The organism is Jeotgalibacillus salarius (assembly GCF_004405125.1).
Taxonomy (GTDB): Bacteria; Bacillota; Bacilli; order Bacillales; family Jeotgalibacillaceae; genus Jeotgalibacillus; species Jeotgalibacillus salarius.
The window spans coordinates 17486-39925 of the sequence record NZ_SORX01000015.1 but is presented as its reverse complement, the minus strand read 5'-3'; the positions used below and the strand labels follow the sequence as shown (position 1 = coordinate 39925).

General features: G+C 42.0%; 17 protein-coding genes and 1 riboswitch. Of the genes, 7 read left to right on the top strand and 10 right to left on the bottom strand.

What is annotated here, in order from left to right; genetic code table 11:
- Nucleotides 1-12: 12 nt before the first annotated feature.
- From gatA to E2626_RS16230, 3 genes are all read right to left on the bottom strand, one after another.
- A complete protein-coding gene (gatA, locus tag E2626_RS16240) occupies nucleotides 13-1464 on the bottom strand; it encodes an Asp-tRNA(Asn)/Glu-tRNA(Gln) amidotransferase subunit GatA (RefSeq protein WP_134383091.1) in 1452 nt (483 codons plus the stop codon).
- A gap of 13 nt (nucleotides 1465-1477) precedes the next feature.
- Complete coding sequence (gene gatC, locus E2626_RS16235) at nucleotides 1478-1768, bottom strand: Asp-tRNA(Asn)/Glu-tRNA(Gln) amidotransferase subunit GatC (RefSeq protein WP_134383089.1); 291 nt, start codon at nucleotides 1766-1768, stop codon at nucleotides 1478-1480.
- Nucleotides 1769-1939: 171 nt separating this feature from the next.
- Nucleotides 1940-2347 carry a YueI family protein gene (locus E2626_RS16230; protein WP_166786856.1) on the bottom strand — a complete coding sequence of 136 codons (408 nt, stop codon included), beginning with the start codon at nucleotides 2345-2347 and terminating at the stop codon, nucleotides 1940-1942.
- 414 nt (nucleotides 2348-2761) lie between these two features.
- Here E2626_RS16230 and putP point away from each other — a divergent pair, with 414 nt between their 5' ends.
- The 6 genes from putP to E2626_RS16200 all read left to right on the top strand — a co-directional run bounded on the left by putP (nucleotide 2762) and on the right by E2626_RS16200 (nucleotide 12535).
- Nucleotides 2762-4261 (top strand): sodium/proline symporter PutP, encoded by a 1500-nt coding sequence (gene putP, locus E2626_RS16225; RefSeq protein ID WP_424955146.1) that lies wholly within the window; start codon nucleotides 2762-2764, stop codon nucleotides 4259-4261.
- Nucleotides 4262-4643: 382 nt separating this feature from the next.
- On the top strand, nucleotides 4644-6509 hold the full coding sequence (gene glgB / locus E2626_RS16220) for a 1,4-alpha-glucan branching protein GlgB (RefSeq protein ID WP_424955145.1): 1866 nt from the start codon (nucleotides 4644-4646) through the stop codon (nucleotides 6507-6509).
- Between the two features lie 16 nt (nucleotides 6510-6525).
- Nucleotides 6526-7683 carry a glucose-1-phosphate adenylyltransferase gene (locus E2626_RS16215; RefSeq protein ID WP_134383083.1) on the top strand — a complete coding sequence of 386 codons (1158 nt, stop codon included), beginning with the start codon at nucleotides 6526-6528 and terminating at the stop codon, nucleotides 7681-7683.
- Nucleotides 7680-8705, top strand: a complete 1026-nt coding sequence (locus tag E2626_RS16210; RefSeq protein WP_134383081.1) for a GlgC family sugar phosphate nucleotidyltransferase — start codon at nucleotides 7680-7682, stop codon at nucleotides 8703-8705. The genes E2626_RS16215 and E2626_RS16210 overlap by 4 nt, the downstream gene beginning before the upstream one ends.
- The gene (gene glgA, locus E2626_RS16205) at nucleotides 8705-10144 is read left to right on the top strand and encodes a glycogen synthase GlgA (RefSeq protein WP_134383079.1); all 1440 of its coding nucleotides are present in this window, start codon (nucleotides 8705-8707) and stop codon (nucleotides 10142-10144) included. The genes E2626_RS16210 and glgA overlap by 1 nt, the downstream gene beginning before the upstream one ends.
- Before the next feature lie 3 nt (nucleotides 10145-10147).
- The gene (locus E2626_RS16200; RefSeq protein ID WP_134383077.1) at nucleotides 10148-12535 is read left to right on the top strand and encodes a glycogen/starch/alpha-glucan phosphorylase; all 2388 of its coding nucleotides are present in this window, start codon (nucleotides 10148-10150) and stop codon (nucleotides 12533-12535) included.
- A gap of 32 nt (nucleotides 12536-12567) precedes the next feature.
- On the opposite strand, the gene E2626_RS16195 is transcribed toward E2626_RS16200, so the two are convergent.
- The 6 genes from E2626_RS16195 to E2626_RS16170 form a co-directional block, all read right to left on the bottom strand.
- Nucleotides 12568-13782: a CamS family sex pheromone protein gene (locus tag E2626_RS16195; protein WP_134383075.1), complete on the bottom strand. Its 1215-nt coding sequence runs from the start codon at nucleotides 13780-13782 to the stop codon at nucleotides 12568-12570.
- Between the two features lie 8 nt (nucleotides 13783-13790).
- Nucleotides 13791-15803, bottom strand: a complete 2013-nt coding sequence (gene ligA / locus E2626_RS16190) for an NAD-dependent DNA ligase LigA (protein ID WP_134383073.1) — start codon at nucleotides 15801-15803, stop codon at nucleotides 13791-13793.
- A 12-nt stretch (nucleotides 15804-15815) separates the two neighbouring features.
- Nucleotides 15816-18035, bottom strand: a complete 2220-nt coding sequence (gene pcrA, locus E2626_RS16185) for a DNA helicase PcrA (RefSeq protein WP_134383071.1) — start codon at nucleotides 18033-18035, stop codon at nucleotides 15816-15818.
- A gap of 248 nt (nucleotides 18036-18283) precedes the next feature.
- The gene (gene pcrB, locus E2626_RS16180; protein WP_134383069.1) at nucleotides 18284-18961 is read right to left on the bottom strand and encodes a heptaprenylglyceryl phosphate synthase; all 678 of its coding nucleotides are present in this window, start codon (nucleotides 18959-18961) and stop codon (nucleotides 18284-18286) included.
- A 142-nt stretch (nucleotides 18962-19103) separates the two neighbouring features.
- Complete coding sequence (locus E2626_RS16175; RefSeq protein ID WP_134383067.1) at nucleotides 19104-19418, bottom strand: YerC/YecD family TrpR-related protein; 315 nt, start codon at nucleotides 19416-19418, stop codon at nucleotides 19104-19106.
- A 77-nt stretch (nucleotides 19419-19495) separates the two neighbouring features.
- A complete protein-coding gene (locus E2626_RS16170; protein WP_134383065.1) occupies nucleotides 19496-21235 on the bottom strand; it encodes an adenine deaminase C-terminal domain-containing protein in 1740 nt (579 codons plus the stop codon).
- Between the two features lie 517 nt (nucleotides 21236-21752).
- On the opposite strand from E2626_RS16170, the gene E2626_RS16165 reads away from it, so the two are divergent.
- The gene (locus tag E2626_RS16165; RefSeq protein WP_134383063.1) at nucleotides 21753-22073 is read left to right on the top strand and encodes a helix-turn-helix domain-containing protein; all 321 of its coding nucleotides are present in this window, start codon (nucleotides 21753-21755) and stop codon (nucleotides 22071-22073) included.
- Nucleotides 22074-22124: 51 nt separating this feature from the next.
- On the opposite strand, the gene E2626_RS16160 is transcribed toward E2626_RS16165, so the two are convergent.
- Nucleotides 22125-22271: an anti-repressor SinI family protein gene (locus tag E2626_RS16160; RefSeq protein ID WP_134383061.1), complete on the bottom strand. Its 147-nt coding sequence runs from the start codon at nucleotides 22269-22271 to the stop codon at nucleotides 22125-22127.
- A 34-nt stretch (nucleotides 22272-22305) separates the two neighbouring features.
- A riboswitch (cyclic di-GMP riboswitch) is annotated at nucleotides 22306-22402 on the bottom strand.
- Between the last annotated feature and the right edge of the window lie 38 nt (nucleotides 22403-22440).

The window sequence follows — 22440 nt, the reverse complement described above, 5'->3', positions numbered from 1 at the left end:
GTCTTCTCCCTCCTACAGTTCCGGCTTCATATTATGGTTTGCTGACTGCTCATATGCGTGCGCGACACGGTACACAGTGCGCTCATCGAAGTGCTTTCCGATAATCTGCAAACCGAGCGGCAGACCGCTTTCAGAAAGACCTGCAGGTACTGAAATACCAGGTACGCCAGCAAGATTCACAGGGATTGTCAGAATGTCGTTCGCATACATTGTTAATGGATCATCAATCTGCTCACCAATTTTGAAGGCAGGTGTAGGTGTTGTTGGTCCAACAATGACATCATAGTCTTCAAACACCTTTTCAAAGTCCTGCTTAATCAGCGTGCGGACTTTCTGTGCTTTTTTGTAATACGCGTCATAGTAACCGGAGCTTAATGCATAAGTTCCAAGCATAATACGGCGTTTCACTTCGTCTCCGAAGCCTTCGGCACGCGTTTTTTTATAAAGGTCAATCAGGTTTTCCGCATTGTCAGCACGGTAGCCGTATCGGATGCCGTCAAAGCGTGCAAGATTCGCTGATGCTTCAGAAGAAGACAGCAGGTAATACGTTGCTACGCCGTATTTAGAGTGAGGAAGTGATACTTCATCAATTGTTGCTCCTAGTCCTTCAAGCACCTTGAGCGCCTCACGAACAGACTGACGTACTTCTTCGCTTACACCGTCGCCGAGATATTCTTTAGGTACGGCAACCTTTAACCCTTTAATGTCACCAGTCAGTGCACTGCGGTAATTTGGCACTTCAACGTTTGCAGAAGTTGAGTCATTCGGATCCAGTCCTGCAATCGCTTCTAAAAGATAGGCGTTATCTTCTACGCTAGTTGTGATGGGACCAATCTGGTCAAGGGATGATGCAAATGCAATGAGACCAAAACGGGACACACGGCCGTATGTCGGCTTAAGACCAACGACTCCACAGAATGAAGCTGGCTGACGGATTGATCCACCTGTATCAGATCCTAATGAAAATGGCACTTCTCCTGCTGCAACTGCAGCTGCAGAACCACCTGAAGATCCACCAGGCACGGTTTCAAGATTCCATGGGTTCTTTGTTTTAGCAAAATGAGAATTCTCAGTAGATGATCCCATTGCAAATTCGTCCATGTTCAGCTTTCCGATCGTAATGGCATCAGCTGCATGCAACTTATCTGCAACAGTTGAATTATAAATCGGGTCAAAGTTCCCAAGGATTTTACTTGCAGCAGTCGTACGAAGACCTTTTGTAACAATGTTATCCTTGACGCCAATTGGCATCCCGTAAAGAAGTCCTTCGTCAGCTCCAAGTTTCTTTTGAAGCTCTTCTGCTCGTTCAAGTGCACGTTCTTCATCAAGTGTAAGGAAGGCCTGTACCTTTCCATCGACTTCTTCAATACGTTTATATGATTCACGGACAAGATCAGCAATCGTAATCTCTTTTTTATGTAAAAGATCGTGCAGATCAGCCAGTTTATGATCGAATAAAGACATCTTTTTTGCCCTCCTATTCCAAAATCGTTGGCACCTTCACCTGTCCATCCTGGTGGTCTGGTGCATTTTTTAGTACTTGCTCGCGTGGCAGCCCGTCTACCGGCTTATCTTCTCGAAGAATGTTCTTCATATTAAGAACATGCGTTGTCGGTTCAACGTTTTCTGTATCAAGTTCATTTAACTGCTCAGCAAATGTAATAATTGAGCCAAGCTGCTCAGCAAACTTTTCAGCTTCCTGTTCATCAATGTTCAACCTTGCTAAATGAGCAACGTGCTTCACTTCATCTTTTGTAATTTTCGTCATTGTGACTCACCTCCGTGTATGTTCGAACACTCACAATACTGTTTATCATACCAAAAAGGCAGGAGTTCAGGCAACTTTACCTGAAGACCCTGCCTAGATTTTATGACAAACCGATTATTCAATATTTTCATAAGTTGTTCATCATACCCTTATTTAAATAGAAGAAACTTGTTAAGAGCGGAATAGCCGATCCCAGAAAGACGGGGCTGCTCCGTTATCCGCATGTCTCTTTGGCAGCGTAATTTCATTCTTATCAACCGCTTCATTATGAGCAAGAACAAGTCCATATTCAGAGTTATGCTCTTTGTTTGTTATAACCTGGTATGGTACTTTTTTTTGGTCAGCAAGCTGAATGTATTTAGACAGAAACCGATAATTCATGTTTCCATTTAAAAACATTTTCAGTTCCTGATGCTCTTTTAAAGCCTGTTCGATTTCCGGATAAACAGCAGATTCACGCACCTGGTTTTGAAGAAGAACGAATTCTATACGCTCTCTTATTGATGTTAAATACATTCTTCTTTCATCCGGCAATGTTTCTCTGGCACCGTATATTCCTTCCTGAACGTAATCATCCACACTCTTACCCCGTGCCATCCTCTCACCCTTTCCTTAATCATATTTCTATTGTACAAAAAATTGAATTAAAGGTCATCTATTTGTGTACCACTTCACATACTTGTCAATTTCAAAGCACAAAAGGATGTTTATTCCATTCCTGATTATTTATACATCAACGTTCTGAATGATTTTACTTGCTAATATTTCATTACTAATATTACAATAAAGTAAGTTATAATTTTCAGAATTATTTTATTTTTACCTTTTTAAAATCACCCTCTATCCCTTGCGCTGAAAAGGGTGAAAGCTGTTTAAGCTGATATGATGCAGTTTATATCGCTTGAACAGAAAGTATTTATTTGTTAGGTTATTCAACTGTAAGCGTCATGAAACATTTGACACAAAAAATTCATTTTACAAGGAGGAGATTTGATGGAAGCTGTAGAGATTGGCATTGAAGTTTATATATCTCTCGCATTATATTTCATCGGTATGCTGGCGATTGGCTATTATGCTTATAGAAAATCGACCGGTAATTTATCAGAGTACATGCTTGGCGGCAGAACGCTTGGACCTAGCGTAACAGCACTTTCAGCCGGCGCATCTGACATGAGTGGCTGGATGCTTCTTGGTCTACCAGGCTCGATCTATGTATCCGGACTCTCGGGCATGTGGATTGCGGTTGGTTTATCAATTGGAGCATATTTAAATTATCTTTTTGTGGCTCCCCGTTTAAGAACGTATACGGAAGTGGCAAACGATTCAATTACAATTCCTGACTACTTTGAGAATCGTTTTGTAGACAATACAAAGATTCTGCGTATTGTTTCGGCAGTTGTTATCATTATTTTCTTCACTGTTTACACATCTTCAGGTATGGTATCTGGTGGAGTATTATTCGAAAGCGCATTTGGCATGGATTATACACTTGGTTTATTCGTTACAGCAGGTGTAGTACTTGCCTATACTTTATTCGGTGGTTTCCTTGCTGTTAGTATTACTGACTTTGTGCAGGGTGTCATCATGTTTGTAGCACTTATACTTGTACCAATTGTTGCATTTATGGAGCTTGGCGGAATTGGACCTACCTTTGACACATTAGAAGGAATTGATCCACAATTAACGTCATTCTTTGAAGGAACTACTTTCTTAGGCTTTATCGGATTGATGGCATGGGGTCTTGGTTACTTTGGTCAGCCTCATATTATTGTACGATTCATGGCTATCCGTGATGTTAAATCACTTAAGAGCGCTCGACGTATTGGTATGACATGGATGATTGTTGCAATCATCGGAGCATTATTTACAGGTTTGACTGGTATTGCTTACATTGAAAATACTGGCGGAGAGCTTGCAAATCCTGAAACAATCTTTGTATTCTTCTCTCAGGTTCTGTTCCACCCATTAATTTCAGGTTTCTTACTTGCAGCCATCCTTGCTGCGATTATGAGTACGGTATCTTCTCAGCTGCTTGTTACTTCAAGCGCACTGACAGAAGATTTCTACAATACATTCCTGAAGCGCGGTGCTTCTGATAAAGAACTGGTTCTTGTTGGACGTATTTCAGTTCTTCTAGTAGCACTCGTTGCAATCTTCCTGTCACTTGATTCAGACAGCACGATTCTTGATATTGTTAGTAATGCATGGGCTGGATTCGGTTCAGCATTTGGACCAGCTATCCTGCTTTCACTATACTGGAAGCGTATGACTCGCTGGGGCGCACTTGCAGGTATGCTTGTTGGCGCGTTCACAGTTATCCTTTGGGTATATGTATTCGACCTGAGCGGATGGCTGTATGAGATGATTCCAGGATTTATCCTGAGTACAATTGCAATCATCGTTGTCAGCTTAATTTCATCTAACTCACGTCAATCTGTACGTGACGGTTACGATGCATTCGAAAAAGTACATGATGTAGAATCAAACAAATAAGATTACAATTAGCGGCTGGTCAATTGACCAGTCGCTTTTTTATTTTCACATAAAGCGGCAAACTTCTTGTTATCTTTTTTCCTGATTAACATGATCATCTGCTTTCAATATATCTCCTATTCTCCCCTTCAAAATATCCATAGATTTTAAAAGTTAAAATTTAACTTTATATTCTATCCATCATCTAGTTTCAACCAATTCGAATAAGGGAAAAATGCTGTACGGTCAGAAATAATCGTTTTCAGATCATTTGCAGCATCGATCATTACAAGCAGTTCCTTCAGAATTTTCAAAACTTTTATCGAATATTTAAAATTAACAAGGACTTTTGTGTGTTAATGTTGAAGTTGTATAGACGAATGATATAGAAAGGATGGCGCACATGAATCAAACAATTAGTGATTTTGACGTACACCTCTTTCATGAGGGTACACTATATAATGCTCATTCTATTTTCGGCGCTCATCTTGTAAAACAGAAAAAAAAGGTGATCGGCACGCAGTTCACTTTATGGGCGCCTCATGCTCAATCTGTCTCAGTGACCGGCAGCTTTAACAATTGGCAGCCCGGCACGTTTGAAATGACCCGCCTTAACAATGAGGGCATTTGGACTTGTATGATTGATCAGAATTTAGAAGGAGAACTTTACAAATATGCTATTACGACCGCTTCAGGTGAACTGATTATGAAGTCAGACCCCTACGCTTTCCACTCTGAGCTGAGACCTGAAACAGCTTCAGTCGTATATGACCTTTCCGGTTATAAATGGGGAGATCAGCTTTATCGTCAGCGTGTAAGAAAAAGAAGACCGATTTATGAAAGACCTCTTGCAATCTATGAACTTCACTTAAACTCTTGGAAGCAGAAAGAGGATGGCTCTTATTTTACATACAGAGAATACGCCGATGAATTAATTCCATATGTAAAAGACTGTGGTTTTACTCACATCGAGCTGCTTCCTCTTACAGAGCATCCACTGGACGCATCATGGGGATATCAGGGTACCGGCTACTTCTCACCCACCAGCCGTTTCGGCACACCGCATGACCTTATGTATTTTATCGATCGCTGTCATCAGGAGGATATAGGCGTTCTTCTTGACTGGGTACCTGGACATTTTTGTAAAGATTCACATGGTTTATATATGTTTGATGGTCAGCCGCTTTATGAATATGACACTTTTAATGATCGTGAAAACCTGGAATGGGGTACTGCTAACTTTAATCTTGCAAAAGGTGAAGTGAAAAGCTTTCTGATTTCTAATGCACTCTACTGGATGAACTTTTTCAGAATTGATGGACTGAGAGTCGATGCGGTTGCAAATATTATTTATTGGGCTAACAGTGAACCGGAAACGGCCAACCCATATGCAACTGAATTTCTTCAGGAATTAAATAAAGCAGTTTTTAATGAAAACCCTCGTTTCCTGATGATGGCTGAGGATTCCACTGACTGGCCGGGCGTGACAAAGCCGGTACATGAAGGCGGACTGGGCTTCAATTATAAATGGAATATGGGCTGGATGAATGATCTGCTGGATTATATGGCCTACCCACCATTTGAACGTAAACATCATCATCACAGACTGACGTTCTCACTTGTCTATGCTTTTTCTGAGAATTATATCCTGCCACTTTCACATGACGAAGTTGTACATGGAAAGAGATCTCTACTTCATAAAATGCCGGGTGAATACTGGGAGAAATTCGCTCAGTGGCGTTTACTGTTAAGCTTTCTGATCGCACATCCCGGCAAAAAGTTACTATTTATGGGGGCAGAATTCGCTCAGTTTGATGAGTGGAAGTACGTACAGGGTCTCGACTGGTTCTTAAAAGAATATGATTCACATAACCAATCAGACTTATTTACAAAAGAATTGATGAGTTTTTATCAGTCTCAAAAAGCGCTGCATGAGTTTGATCATGATCCTCAGGGTTTTGAGTGGATTGATGCAGATAATGCTGAGCAAAGTATTTACTCATTTGTCAGGAAAGGCAAAAGAAAAAGTGACACACTTATGGTCATCTGTAACTTCACAAATGTCAGTTATGATCAATTCCGGATTGGAGCACCTTTTGAAGGAAAATGGGAGGAAGTATTCTCAAGTGATCAGCATCAATTTGGCGGAACGGATCACGTAAATCAGACAGCTGACACAGAAAATCAGCCCCTTCACAAAAGAGAGCAGTCTCTCACAATGAAGATTCCACCGCTTGGTGTCACTATTTGGAAGCCAGCAAAAAAATAACGAGGAGCGTGACAGTATGGTAAAGAAAAAATGTGTAGCGATGTTACTGGCAGGAGGACAAGGCAGCCGCCTTCACTCCCTGACGACGAAGATTGCCAAGCCGGCAGTACCTTTCGGCGGCAAGTACCGCATTATCGATTTTACGCTCAGCAATTGCACTAACTCTGGTATTCATACAGTAGGCGTTTTGACACAATACCAGCCGCTTGTACTGAATTCTTATATTGGCATCGGCAGTGCATGGGATCTTGACCGCCGCAATGGTGGCGTAACTGTGCTTCCTCCTTACACTGAAGCAACTGGCGTAAAGTGGTACAGTGGTACAGCTAACGCAATCTATCAGAACCTTAACTATATCGAGCAGTATGACCCGGAATATGTTCTCGTATTATCAGGTGATCATATTTATAAAATGGATTACTCTGAAATGCTTGATTATCATATTCAAAATGAAGCAGAAGCAACCATTTCAGTGATTGAAGTGCCATGGGACGAGGCAAGCCGTTTTGGCATTATGAATACAAATGAAGACCTTGAGATTTTAGAGTTTGATGAAAAGCCAGCTGACCCTAAAAACAACCTTGCATCAATGGGGATTTATATTTTCAACTGGAAATCTCTCAAAAAACACCTTGATCAGGACAATCTGAATGAAAACTCATCACACGATTTCGGTAAAGACATTATTCCTTTATTTCTAAATGAAGGTAAGCGTTTAATGGCTTATCCATTTGAAGGATATTGGAAAGATGTTGGTACTGTTAAAAGTTTGTGGGAAGCAAATATGGACCTGTTGAAAGAGAATCCAGGACTGAATTTGTTTGATCACTCCTGGAGAATCTATTCAAGAAACCCAAACCAGCCTCCACAGTACCTGGGCGCTTCATCCGAAGTGAAGGACTCTTTAATTAATGAAGGTTGCGTGATTGAAGGAAAAGTATTTAATTCAGTCATCTTCCAGGGAGTGTCGATCGGTGAAAATGCGCAGGTTGATGAATCGGTCATCATGCCTGAAGCGAATATTGGTAAAAATGCCACCATTAAGCGTGCGATTGTTCCGGGCGATATTTCTGTGCCGGATGGTGTAACCATTTCACCGGCTGATGGGGATGACGAAATCATCCTTGTCACGCAGGAGATGGTTGAGAAATTGAAAAAGGATGTGACAGCATGAGTCGTTTACTAGGAGTTATTGATGCAGCTACTGTGAAGGGCGGACTTCAGGATTTAACACTTAACCGTTCTGTTGCCTCTATTCCTTTCGCGGGCCGCTACCGGTTTATTGATTTTGTATTATCTAACATGGTGAATTCCGGTGTTGACAGTATTGCGATCTTTCCAAAGCACCAGTACCGCTCATTAATGGATCACATCGGATCAGGTAAGAACTGGGACCTGGACAGAAAAAGAGACGGTCTTTTCTTCTTCCCTCCTTATTTTGAGCCGAATGAAACGACAAGTATCGGGTCTTTCTCAAGACTTGAACAGCATATTGAATTCTTCAAGCGCAGTCACCAGGATTATGTGGTCATTGCAAGCAGTAATGTAATCGCAAACATCGACTTTGAAGAGGCATTAGCTGAACATTTAATTCACGACCACGATATTACTGAAGTTCAGCACAATGGCAAGTCCCTTGATATTTACGTGATCAGTAAAGCGCTCTTGATCGAACTGATTGAAGGACGTAAACGTTCACAGTTCATCAGTGTTTCAGACGTAACGAAACAGCCGCTTCACAACTATAAGATCGGGGCTTACGAGCACAAAGATTATACGGCGGTTATCGATTCAATTCCGACTTATTTTAAATATTCGATGGATCTTTTACGTCATGAAGTATGGAGTCAGCTATTTAGGAAAGATTGTCCAATCTACACAAAAGTAAAAGATGAGCCGCCTACGAAATACAGTTCAACCGCCCAGGTCCGTCATTCCATGGTTGCCAACGGTGCTGACATTCGTGGAAATGTAGAAAGCAGTATTGTTTCAAGGGCAGTAAAGATTGGAGAAGGATCAAGCGTGAAAAATTGCGTTGTGATGCAGAAATCTCAAATAGGTGCTAACTGTTCTCTTGAATATGTGATTCTGGACAAAGATGTGAAAGTGCTTGATGGCACATCATTAAAAGGAACAGCTGAACAGCCGCTTGTATTGCGTAAAGGCAGCGTGCGTGAATCGGCGGTGGTGCAATAATGAAAGTATTGTTTGCGGTATCTGAATGCGCACCATTTGCAAAATCAGGAGGCCTCGGCGATGTCGCCGGGGCTCTTCCTAAAGAGTTGCTCAAATTGGGAGCGGATGTCCGGGTGATGCTTCCGAAATATTCTTCGATCTCAGAAGACCTGCTTTCTAAAGCGAAAAAAATTAAAACTTTTTACGTGAATGTAGGCTGGAGGCGTCAATACTGTGGGATTGAAACGATAAAACATAATGGTATCACCTATTACCTGCTGGATAACGAATATTATTTTAAGAGAGATGCACTTTACGGTGATTTTGATGACGGAGAGCGTTTTGCCTTTTTCAGCAGAGCAGTGCTCGATGCACTTCCACTAATTCCGTTTAAACCTGACGTCATTCATGCGCATGACTGGCATACAGGAATGGTCCCTTTCCTACTCGACCGGCAATACCGGACTTACCCATTTTATAAGAACATTAAGACTGTATTTACGATCCACAACCTGCAGTTCCAGGGACTGTTCCCTGAAAGTGTTGTTGGTGATCTGCTGAATCTGGATCATCAGTATTTCACGTCAGGAGAACTCGAATTTCATGGTGCAGCCAGCTTTATGAAGGGTGCTCTCTTAAGTGCCAACGCTCTGACTACTGTCAGTCCGACCTATAAAGACGAAATCCAGACGCCATTCTTTGGTGAAAAACTGGATGGACTTCTGCGAGATCAGTCATTTAAGCTGAGCGGGATTCTGAATGGAATCGATACGGAATCTTACCATCCCGGAACAGATCCTTATATTGAAAAAAAGTATACGTTGAAAACTATTAAAAATAAGAAAGTTAATAAAGCGGCGTTGCAGAAAGAATTTAATCTGCCTGTTTCAGAGCACGTTCCCATCGTAGCAATGGTGACAAGACTGACTGAGCAGAAAGGATTATCTCTTGTTAAACGGGTGATGCATGAATTATTAAATGAACAAAACATGCAGTTAATCATTCTTGGCAGCGGCGATCCAGAATTTGAAAGTTATTTCAACTATCTGGCGAGTGCATATCCTGAAAAAACCGGTGTCTATATCGGATTCAGCGAAGCACTCGCACATAGAATTTATGCCGGAGCAGACTTTTTCCTGATGCCCTCACTCTTCGAACCGTGTGGATTGAGCCAGCTCATTTCCCTTCAGTACGGTACGATCCCGATCGCACGGGAAACCGGCGGGTTAAATGATACTGTCCATTCGTGGCATGATACTGAACTTACTGGAAATGGATTCACATTCAGTGATTACAATGCACATGATATGAAAAATACAGTGGAACGCGCTTTATTGCACTTCAATAACAAAGAAGTATGGCCAAAACTTCAGCAAAATGCAATGTCCGGAGATTACAGCTGGGCACGGTCTGCTGCAGAGTATTACAGCCTTTATGAAAAGCTTCAAGGGAGGAAATAACACATGTTCCAAAATAAAAGAGCATTTAAAGCAGCCTTTTTACAGAGACTTGAGCAATCAAGCGGTTTATCATTTGAGCATTCTACAAAGCAGCACCAATACCAGACACTTGGCATGATGGTGCGGGAATATGTAAGCACAAACTGGATTGCTTCAAATGAAGACTCCCGTAAAGGCGACCATAAGGAAGTTTATTATTTATCAATTGAATTCCTTCTCGGCAGGCTGCTTGTCAGCTCTTTAGTAAACCTTGGAGTTAAAGACCTTGTGGATGATGGTCTTTCCGATCTTGGTATCAGCCTCAGTGATCTTGAAGAAGCTGAAGCTGATGCCGGTCTGGGCAATGGCGGACTGGGACGTCTTGCTGCATGTTTCCTGGATTCAATGGCATCTCTATCGATGGCAGGGCATGGTCACGGCATTCGCTACAAGCACGGTTTGTTTGAACAGAAAATCGTGAACGGTTATCAGGTAGAACTTCCTGAACAATGGCTGCGCAACGGTAACGTATGGGAAGTCAGAAAACCTGATCTGGCTGTCGAGGTTCCCTATTGGGGTGAAGTGAATTGGACTGAGAAAAACGGTCAAATGGTTTTCACTCATGAAAAAACAGAAACTGTTCTTGCCGTCCCGTTTGATATGCCCGTGATCGGTTTTGATACTGACAGAGTGAATACGCTTCGTCTGTGGGGAGCTGAACCCGCAAAACATTTTCCTCCTCACAAAGATTTCATGCAATATAAACGTGACACAGAACAGATCTCAGAATTTTTATACCCTGATGATATGTCTGATGATGGAAAAATTCTCAGGTTGAAGCAGCAATACTTTTTAGTAAGGTCAAGTCTAGCAAGTATTTTACGCGATTATAAAGAAGACCACGCAGACCTGACAGAGCTTCATGAGCATGTGGCGATTCATATTAACGACACTCATCCTGCCCTTGCGATTCCAGAGCTCATGCGCATCCTGATGGATGATGAAGGAATGGGCTGGGAAGAAGCCTGGAGCATCGTCACCCAAACGATTTCTTATACGAATCATACAATTTTGTCTGAAGCGCTTGAAAAATGGTCAATTGATTTATTCAAACCTCTATTCCCGAGAATCTATCTGATCATTGAAGAAATTAACAGAAGATTTTGTGAGGAGCTGTGGGAGGCATACCCGGGCGACTGGGACCGGATTGAATCAATGGCAGTCATCGCCCACGGCTTTGTGAAGATGGCACACTTGTCGATCGTCGGCAGCCACAGCATTAATGGTGTTGCACGACTCCATACCGAAATTCTAAAAATGCGTGAGATGAAAAACTTCCATGAGTTTTATCCGAATCGTTTTAACAATAAAACGAATGGGATTACGCACAGAAGATGGCTGCTGCAGGCAAACCCTGAACTGACTAATGCGATCAATAACGTCATCGGGACTGACTGGATCAAAGATACGAGCAAGCTGAACGATCTTGTCAAACACGCTGATGACGCTTCTTTCCAGTATGAAATTGATCAGATTAAGCATGATAAAAAACGTGTGCTTGCTGACATTATTAAAGAAAAGAACGGAATCTCAGTTAACCCTGACTCTATTTTTGATGTTCAGATTAAAAGACTTCATGCATATAAGAGACAGCTTTTAAACATTATGCATGTCATGCATCTGTATAACCGCATGAAAGAAGACAGCTCTTTTAAGCCTTATCCGCAAACATTTATATTCGGTGCAAAAGCTGCACCTGGTTACCATTATGCAAAAAAAGTGATCAAACTCATCCACTCAGTCGCAAATCTTGTTAATTATGATCCTGTATCAAAAGACCATTTAACCGTTGTCTTTTTGGAAAATTACAGAGTTTCACTTGCTGAAAAAATTATCCCGGCAACAAATGTCAGTGAACAAATCTCTACTGCAAGTAAAGAAGCATCCGGTACCGGGAATATGAAATTCATGATGAACGGTGCTTTGACGCTTGGCACATTAGACGGTGCAAATGTGGAGATTGAAGAATTGACTGGTCCTGAACACATATTTATATTCGGTCAGTCAGCTCAGGAAATCATGAAATACGAAAAACATGGCGGTTATCATTCTTATGATTATTATCATGGAGATCCGAGAATTAAAAAAATCATTGATCAATTCACTTCAGGCTTTTTCCCTGACACTTTTTATGATTTTGAAATGATATCAGATTCATTGCTCATGGAAAATGACCAGTATTTCCTTCTCAAGGACTTTGATGCATATGTCCGTGCACAGGAAAAAACATCTGAAGCTTACCAGGACAGAAAACGCTGGCTGACTTCAAGCATTCATAACATTGCACGCTCCGGCTTCTTTTCAAGTGACCGGACCATCCAGCAATACGCAGATGAGATTTGGAATTTATAACAAAAAAAACCGCCAAATGGCGGTTTTTTGTCTTACTGCTCATAAATATGAACAAACGGTTCTGTGTCATCCGGTTCTTTAATTATAAGCGCTTCAGGTCCGTTAATAGATGTGATGCTGACCTCAATATCGAAGTACTCAGGAAATAAGTCTATTAATCTTCCGGCAATATATTGTGTAAAGCCTACAATTTCTGACTTTCCGTAAAACTGAATTGGGATATCAATTTTCAAATGTGCCAGCTGGTCTCCTCGATAAAGACCTGTACCGATTACACTATTAAAATTGGGGAAATAGGTTTCAATATCCTGTTTGAAATTCAAAAATGCAGTTTCGTCGTTCCGGTAACTTTCACGTGCTTCTTCGGAAGGAAACAATACATAGTTCTCATCCATTGCATTCCATCCGCCAAGCTCTGAACTACCGCCTTCTGCTGTTGCATAACCAAAGAAGTTCCCCGGGATTACAGTGCTTTTCGGCTCCTGCTTAAAAAGGGCAACTGTAACCGGGACATCTGCAAGTTCTGCTTTTTCAGGGTCATTCGCACCAATCTCTCGGATTCTCGAAACGACTTCAGCAGCCATTGCCTGCCCTTCTTCTTCCAGTTTAGCTTGTGAAATATTCTCCTCAAAAGTCGGACCAAACGGGTCTCCATCTTCGTTATAATAATAGACTGAATTCATTGCCAGACCGATCACGACTCCACCAAGCCTGACCTTTGATTCATCTTCAGATGATTTCACGAAATAATTATGTTCCAGAATATGTGCCAGGTAGATTGGACTATTCTCTGCCCTTGCAGCACGATCTCCTTCACCGTTGTCTACAGGGTTTAAACCTATGTTCTCTTCAGGCTCCATGCCATATTCGTTAAGCTGCTCTTCTGTGAATTCCCGATTCAACCAGCTTGAAATCGTATTACTCTCAAGGAACTGTCCTGCTTGAAAGAAGTATTCTTCAGCTGAAAAATTCTGCTGGGCTACTCTCATTAAACCATTTTCAAATTCTGCAATATCATAATTTGTATTCAGGTTATTGACTACCATCCCTCTTGATGGCGATGCTTCGTACGGCAGTAATGTCCGGTAATATTCATCAGATATTTGGAAATTAGGAATAATAACCGTCTGCTCTTCACTGTTTTCCGTGGCATTTTCCTGCATGACTTCATCTTCCTGCTGAAAAGACGGCATACAGCCGCTCATCAGCAGTGCAGTACCCGTCGCAGCGGCTAACCATTTTTTCATTTTAACTGCTACACCTCTTGTTTTGTGATTTCTTCTACCAGCTGGTCTTCATCCCAGACCGGTATATTTAATTCCTGTGCTTTAGTAAGTTTAGAACCGGCGTCTTCCCCGGCAATCAATAGATCTGTTTTCTTGCTGACACTGCCAGTCACTTTCCCGCCTAACAGTTCTATTTTCTCTTTCGCATCCCCGCGTGTCAATTGAGCTAATTTCCCAGTCAGCACAATTGTTTTACCGGAAAAGGCTGAGTCAATATCTTCTGCTCTTTTCTTGACTGTACCTGTATATGTCAGGTTGACTCCATTTTCACGCAGTTCTTCTATTAAATCCGATACTTCTTCGTTCTCAAAGTATGTGACGATTGCATCGGCCATTTTGTTACCAATTTCATCAATTTGACACAATTCTTCAACTGTTGCTTCTTTTAATGCATCTACTCTGCGAAAATTCTCAGCAATTGTTTTGGCTGCTTTTGCGCCGACATGGCGAATGCCCAGACCAAAAAGAAGCTTCTCCATTGAATTTTTCTTAGAGGCTTCAATTGCTTTCAAGAGATTGTCAGCTGATTTCTCACCCATTCGATCAAGCCCGATCAGTTGCTCTCTGGTGAGCCGATACAGATCCGCAACGTCTTTGATCAGCTCGCTCTGATAAAGCTGAGCAATCACTTTTTCACCAAGACCATCAATATTCATTGCATTACGGGAAACAAAATGCGTAAGCCCTTCCTGCAGCTGAGCCGGACATTTGGGATTCAGGCAGCGTAGTGCAACTTCACCTTCAAGGCGTTCAAGCTCACTCTCACATGCCGGGCAATGTGTCGGCATCTTAAATTCTTTTTCTTCACCTGAACGTTTTTCGGTCAGGACACTTACGACTTTTGGAATGATATCCCCTGCTTTTTTAATGACTACATGATCACCGATTCGAATATCAATTTCACGAATCAGATCTTCATTATGAAGAGAAGCACGCTGAACGGTTGTTCCTGCCACTCTTACCGGCTCAAGTAGTGCAGTCGGAGTCAGGACGCCCGTTCTTCCGATACTTAATTCGATATCATGCAAAACAGTGATGACTTCCTCCGCAGGAAACTTATAGGCAATTGCCCACCTAGGACTTTTTGCTGTGAAACCAAGCTCTTCCTGATGATCAAGTGAATCCACTTTGATGACAATACCGTCTATATCATATGAAAGGCTGGCTCTTTTTTCAGTCCATTCCTCGATATAGTTCATTACTTCTTCAATAGACTTGCACATTTTCCGTTCAGGGTTAACCTTGAGCCCCATCTCGTCAAGGAGCTTCATCCCTTCACTTTGCGATCTGACGCCAGTGTCTCCCGGGTCACCAATTGCATATAGAAAAATATCGAGATTTCTTGAAGCAGCGATTCTGGGGTCCAGTTGTCTGAGTGACCCGGCAGCCGCGTTTCTTGGATTCGCAAACAAAGCTTCTTCCTTCTCTTCTCTCTCTTCATTCAGTCTAAGAAAAGACGGTTTGGGCATGAATGCTTCTCCCCGGACTTCAATCGTAAGGGGTTTTTTCAGCCTGAGTGGTATTGAACGGATCGTTTTCAGGTTCGCAGTGATATCTTCACCAACTGACCCATCTCCTCTAGTGGCTCCCTGAACAAAAAGACCATTTTCATACCTTAATGAAACGGCAAGACCGTCTATTTTCAACTCACAGCTGTACATCGCATCGTCACCGGCAACTTGTCTTACTTTTCGATCGAAGTCTTTGAGATCGTCTTCATTGAAAGCATTACCAAGGCTAAGCATTGCTGTGCGGTGTGTCACTTTTGAAAATTGCTCCAGAACCCCTCCACCCACTCGTTGTGTAGGAGAGTCGGAAGAAGCGAGTTCAGGGTGAGCTGCTTCTATTTCTTTTAACTCATTTAGTAACTGATCATACTCTGAGTCAGGTACAGAGGGCTTGTCTAATACATGATATTCGTAGTTATACTGATTCAACAGTTCATGCAGTTCCTGCACTCTTTTTTCAATCGATTGATCCACAGGCTCAACTCCTTATGTCACTTTATTAACTGGTGCAAATTTAGCAAGCAGGCGTTTGACACCGGTTGGGCTCGGAAATGCAATATCAAGTTCCATCGAATCGCCTTCACCTTTTACGCTGACGACAGTGCCTGTGCCCCATTTACCGTGCTGTGCCTTATCTCCAACCCTCCAGCCGTGGTCACTGCCTCCTGTGTTACGTGGTGCAGGGCGCATGACCGGACTTTTTCTCTGCTGTGGTTTTGATGGACTGCCAAAGCTTCTGATGCCTGAAGAAGATTCTTTTTTCATCGGTTCTTCAAGCAGCTCAGCAGGAATTTCCGCAATAAATCTCGAAACCGGGTTCATATTCGTTCGACCGAATAACGTTCTCATTTGAGCATTTGTGATATACAGCTCTTCTTCTGCACGTGTGATTCCAACGTATGCAAGACGTCTTTCCTCTTCCATCTCCGCTTCTTCCATTAAAGAACGGCTGTGAGGAAATACGCCTTCTTCAAGACCCATTAAAAATACGACAGGATACTCAAGGCCTTTCGCAGCGTGAAGCGTCATTAACGTGACTGCATCAGATGGAGCATCATCCTTGTCAAGCTGATCAATATCAGCTACAAGCGCGAGGTCCGTTAAAAATGCGATCAGACTTTTATCGTCGCTTGCTTTTTCAAAAGCCTTTGTAACTGATAGAAATTCATCTATATTCTCCAGTCGGCTTTGTGATTCAATTGTTTTTTCAGCTTTCAGCGCTTCACGATAATCTGACTTTTCAAGAATATCTTCTACAAGTTCAGTGACAGACAAATACTCCTGCATTTGAGTGAAGTTTTTTATAAAATCCCGAAATTCAAGCACAGTCTTAGCAGCTTTTCCGCTTAACCCGATAAAGTCAGCCAGCTCAAGTGCGTTATACATCGACATTTCATTGTCTCTTGCATAATTAGCGATCTTGTCCAGTGAAGTTGCACCGACACCGCGTTTTGGAACATTAATAATCCTGATGAGACTGATGTCATCATCCGGGTTTGCAACGAGTCTAAGATACGCGAGGATATCTTTGATTTCTTTTCGATCATAGAACTTTGTCCCGCCGACGATTGTGTACTCAATGTTAGATTTCATGAGTACTTCCTCCATTACACGCGACTGAGCATTTGTTCTGTACAGAATCGCAAAATCAGAAGGCTTTCTGACTCCTGATCCTACCAGTTCATTGATCTTCCCGGCAACAAACTGTCCTTCTCCCTGTTCACTGTCAGCCCGTACATACGTGATCTTCTGCCCGCCTTTGTTATCAGTCCAAAGATTTTTCGCTTTGCGATTCGGGTTATTCTGAATGACAGCGTTAGCAGCATCAAGAATCTTTTCAGTTGACCGGTAGTTTTGTTCAAGCAAAATGACATTTGCATTCGGGTAATCCTTTTCAAAGGACAGGATATTTGTAATATCCGCACCTCTCCAACGGTAAATAGACTGATCTGAATCACCGACCACGCATAGATTCTTAAAGCGTGAAGCGAGCTGCTTTACAAGTATATATTGTGCACGGTTTGTATCCTGATACTCGTCCACATGAATGTACTGAAATTTTCGCTGATAGCTTTCCAGCACTTCCGGAACCCGTTCGAATAAGTGAATTGTCTGCATGATCAGGTCGTCAAAATCAAGCGCGGAGTTCTTGCGCAGTCTTTTCTGGTATTCAGTAAACACCTCGCTAATTGTCTGGTCAAAATAACTGCCGGCATCTTTAGCAAACTGTTCAGGCGTTGTCAGCTCATTTTTTGCAGAACTGATGGCTGACAAAATACCCCGCGGATCAAATTTTTTCGGATCCAGATTTTTATCTTTTAAAATCCTTTTGATGACTGACTGCTGATCTGTTGAATCAAGGATCGTGAAGTTACGATTGTATCCGATTCTGTCAATATCTCTTCTTAAAATCCTCACGCACATGGAGTGAAACGTTGAAATCCATACGTTTTCCGATGCTCCCCCAAGGATGCTGCCTACCCGGTCTTTCATTTCTCGCGCAGCTTTGTTTGTAAAGGTAATCGCAAGAATGTTATATGGCGCTATACCCTTTTCAATCATTAGATACGCGATCCTGTGTGTCAGTACTCTGGTCTTACCGGAACCTGCGCCTGCCATAATCAGCAGCGGGCCATCTGTTGCTTTAATTGCTCTTGCCTGCTCAGGGTTCATCCCGTTCAGCAGACGATCTGTTAAAAATTGCATCGTTGCACCACCTCGAACGTTTGTTCTTATTATAGCCCGAACTTTTGTTTCCGGACAACTTTAATCTGGACTTTCTTGAAGTTGGCTGATGATTTCCACTTCAGGGGGACGCTTTCCGCGGACGAACGCTCAGGTCAGGCAGAAAACCACTGCCTTGCGGGGTCTTTCCCGATCGTTTTTCCGCAGCAGTCGCCCCCTTACGCTCCAATCATCAGCTTTGCAGTAAATCCCCTTGTCTTTTATAAGTTCTATTTCAAAACTGTTTTCAAAGCTTCTTTTAAATCAGCATAGATAATGTTCCCAACCACAATGACATCGGCGAATGCCGCCATCTCTACAGCTTCTTTTTCACTTTGAATACCGCCGCCATAAAAAAGCACTGTATTTTTTAATTCAGCACTTACTTTCTTAACAAGAGACGGATCTCCGTAAATTCCGCTATATTCAATATAAAAAACCGGGAGTGAAAACAGATGTTCAGCCATACGTGCATATGCAACCACTTCATCATCACTTAAGGCAGTATTTGCTTTCGTTAACGCAGCTGCTTTACAATCCGGATTTAAAATACAGTAGCCTTCTGCCAGGATTTCATCCCAATTCATTAAATCTCCGTGTTCTTTTACAGCTTCATGATGAAGCCCTTTAAACCATTTAGGTTCTTCTGTATTTAATACAGTCGGAATAAAATATAAGTCGTATCCCGGTGTGATCGCTTCAAGTGCAGACACTTCAAGTATGCATGGGACTGTGTAGCGTCGTACACGCGCCATTAAATCAAGTACGTTTTCGAGTGTGACACCATCAGATCCGCCAACCATCACTGCGTCAGTACCTGATTCACAAATCTGCTCAAGCGCTTCATCTGAAATTTCTTTATTAGGGTCCAGTTTAAATACATGTTTCCATTCCCGGACATCGTACATCCAAAATCCTCCATTCGAACACTCATTATCCGTACTATTATAGCACCGAAGAACAGCATCTAAAAGAGATGAGGGAAGGAAGTTAAGCAGTGATAAAAAAACCTCCTGAAATGGGTCTCATTTCAGGAGGTTCTGACGTATTTTATTCTTTATTCTCATCACTTTCACCCTGATGGACGCGCTCAAGTACCATCGCATAGGTGTCATTGCCATAGTTCAGGCACCTCTTCACACGAGAGATGGTTGCAGTGCTTGCACCTGTTTGTGTTTCAATTTTATGATACGTATTTCCATCACGCAGCATACGTGCTACTTCAAGACGCTGAGCGAGGGATTGAATTTCATTTATCGTGCACAAGTCATCAAAGAATCGGTAGGCTTCGTCTTTGTCTTTAAGTGAAAGAACGGCTTCGCATAGCTGGTCCAGTTCTTTACCTCTTAACTTATCGATTTGCATCAGACAGATACAGCTCCTTTTAAAAGTATTGCAAGAGCAAACGTGTGCTCAGCTATAAAATTGAACTCTTTTACATTTTAACGCATTATCGTTGGAAAGAGTACCGTTTTCTTCTTTACGTCATAGATTCCGCGCTGTGTCACTCTTAAATACGGTAAATGTGTGGAGCACAAAAACAGTAATGTATACACAGGATCGTCAAAAGCGTAACCGGATGCTTTCAGCAAACTGCGCAGTTTCGTTTCTTCTTTAATTAACTTTTCCAGCGGCTGATCTGACATCACACCGCCCAGTGGTAATGGAATCTCGTGTAAATGCTTACCTTTGTTGTTTAAAACGATTCCGCCACCAATTTCTTTCATTCTTTTAAAAGCGTCAAGCAGATCCTGTTTGCTTTTCCCAATTAACAGAATATCGCCAGTGCTTGAAAAAGAGGATGCAAGCCCGCCCAAGTCATGAGCAAAGCCTTTGATCAGTGTACAGATCTTCCACTCCCCATGACGGTCAACCAGCATCAGGAAACATTCGTCATCATCACGTGGAAGTTCATCCACACTTGCATCAATTGCCACAGAGTAAGGTTTTGTAATCACGTTATTAACCATATCAATTCCACATGGCATCGAGAATTGCAGATCATCGAGCGCTAGGTCCCATTGAATATCAAGTGGTTTAATTTCAGACCAGTCCGGTTGAAATTCCTGCTTCTGAGGAATTCCGTCTTTTCTAATCCACTTCCCTTTTGACATGACTGATTCAGGAACAGGGTTCGCGGGATCAGTGAGAATATTCAGCGTAGCCAGCCGTCCAGTCGCAATCATCCCCTGCATGTAATCCAGGCGATAATATTTAGCGATAGCATATGTCGCCATATGGTATGCTTCGATCGGATCTACTCCTTCGTCAATTGCGATGCTAATCAGCTGATCCATGACACCATTTTCATAAAACGATGGGCTTGACCCGTCAGTTGTCATCATAAGTGAGTCAAAAGAATGTAAATTGCGTTCTTTTAATTCACGGATCAGTTTTGCAAGGTCAGGTCTGATTGAGGAATGTCTAAGCGTCACTGCCAGACCCTGTTCAAGACGTTTCCACACATCATCACCGGTCATTGACTCATGATCCCCTGTAACGCCGAGGAGGGACATTTTTGCAATTGTATTCTCTGAAGCGCCCGGCAAGTGTCCTTCTACCCTCTTATAGCGCCAGCGTGCTTCCTGCACCCAACTTAAAAGGAGGTTATCACCCTCTGCAAGCTTCGGCCACGCAGTTAACTCTCCTGCAAGGAGTACACTGGGATCATCCAGCCAGGCTCTGATTTCCCCATTCGTAAAATAGTCTTCTTCGTGCTTCAATTCTGTCTGGGAGTCCAGGCGGCTCCACCAGTAAAAGGTTAACGGTGACTGCTTGAATTGCTGCATAAAAGGAAGCGCTTTCTTTTTATCACATAATAAAAGGAGCATTAGATTATCCTGAATGAATGTAGTCGTGCCACGTTGTGCTGCGAAGTCTCCAAAGCTTTGTGGGTTATACAACTGAAAAGGATGGACATGCGGCTCGATATAGCCCGGAACAATCCACTTATCTTCCATTTGAACAATTTCAGTTCCATTCACATTCTCAGGCATGTTGCTCCCTGCATAAATAATTCTATCCTGATAAATCCATATATTCCCTTTCATCCACTGATGAAGGGAGGAATTCAAATAATTTGTATTAGCAAGTACCAGATCAGGTGATTTTGACCCTTCCAATATAGAAGTGTGATCTCTTAAATGACTGATCTTCCACGGAAATCTTTGTTCCACTCTCATCACTCCAATAAAATCCTTGTAAAAAGATGCATTAAGCGTACCATATTTTACGCATCACCGCATAAAAGAAATGTGATGTTTTTATGATTATGTGAATATTTGAACATTATTTTAAAAGAATACATATACTGCTAATAATATTGCCAGCACATATTTTTTTAAGTATTAAGCTTTGTTTAAGTGGGCTGTTGATTTTCGCTTCAGGCGGACGCCGTGGCCGGACACTGATTCAACAGGCATTGCCCCGACCCACCTGTCCCTTCATGCCACAGGAATCGCCACCTTACGCTCCAATCACCTGCTGTGCTGAAACAACAATGGACTTTAACTAAGCCAGGTATTAAAATAAATAATTAATCAAAAAGAATTTAAAATCCTCTGTGGCTGCCAATTTGAGGTTTAATTAAAAAGAATATTCAGAAAAATATAAGAGATTGTATATGTTATTAGTGGTCTTTTTTTGTTAGTATGATATTATTTAATATAAGAGAATAACTGAGCAAAGAGAGTGATTGGGATGATTGGAGATCGCGTTAAATCATTAAGAAAAGAAAAGAAAATGTCTCTGACTGAACTGGCTGATCAGGCAGGTGTAGCAAAATCATATATCAGCTCTTTAGAAAGAAACCTTCAAAAAAATCCATCCATTCAATTTTTAGAAAAAATTGCTCCGGTACTCGGTGTAACTGTAAATTCACTGCTGGATCCTGATAATGATGAAAAGAATGTGGATAGCGAGTGGGTAAACCTGGCAAAAACTGCAATGGAATCAGGTATTTCAAAAGAGCAATTTAAAGAGTTTATTGAATTTAACAAATGGCGGATTAATCAAAAATAGCCTGTGCAGCACATTGCTTTGCACAGGCTTTTTTATCGTCTTAAATCCGGCTCAACCAACAACTAAATCATTCCTCCTCCAACTGTTTGAACCTGTTCCCTCTAAGAAATCCCTGATTTCCTCTTTTGAGATCCCAGCTTCAACGGCCTCCTCAATCAATGCCATCCATTCAACATCTACCTCATTTTTACGACCCATTACATTCCCCTCCTAAAATACTTTCTACAGTACTTCAGGCGGCTCAGCCGTCATAGCTCCCTCTCTCTATATTGGCCTTAGACCCGTTAGCTTTGCGTCCCACCTTTTCAAGTGGTTTGCCTTTTTCTGTTCTCTCAAAGCGATTGCAGCATGTAGGCTAAACATTGGG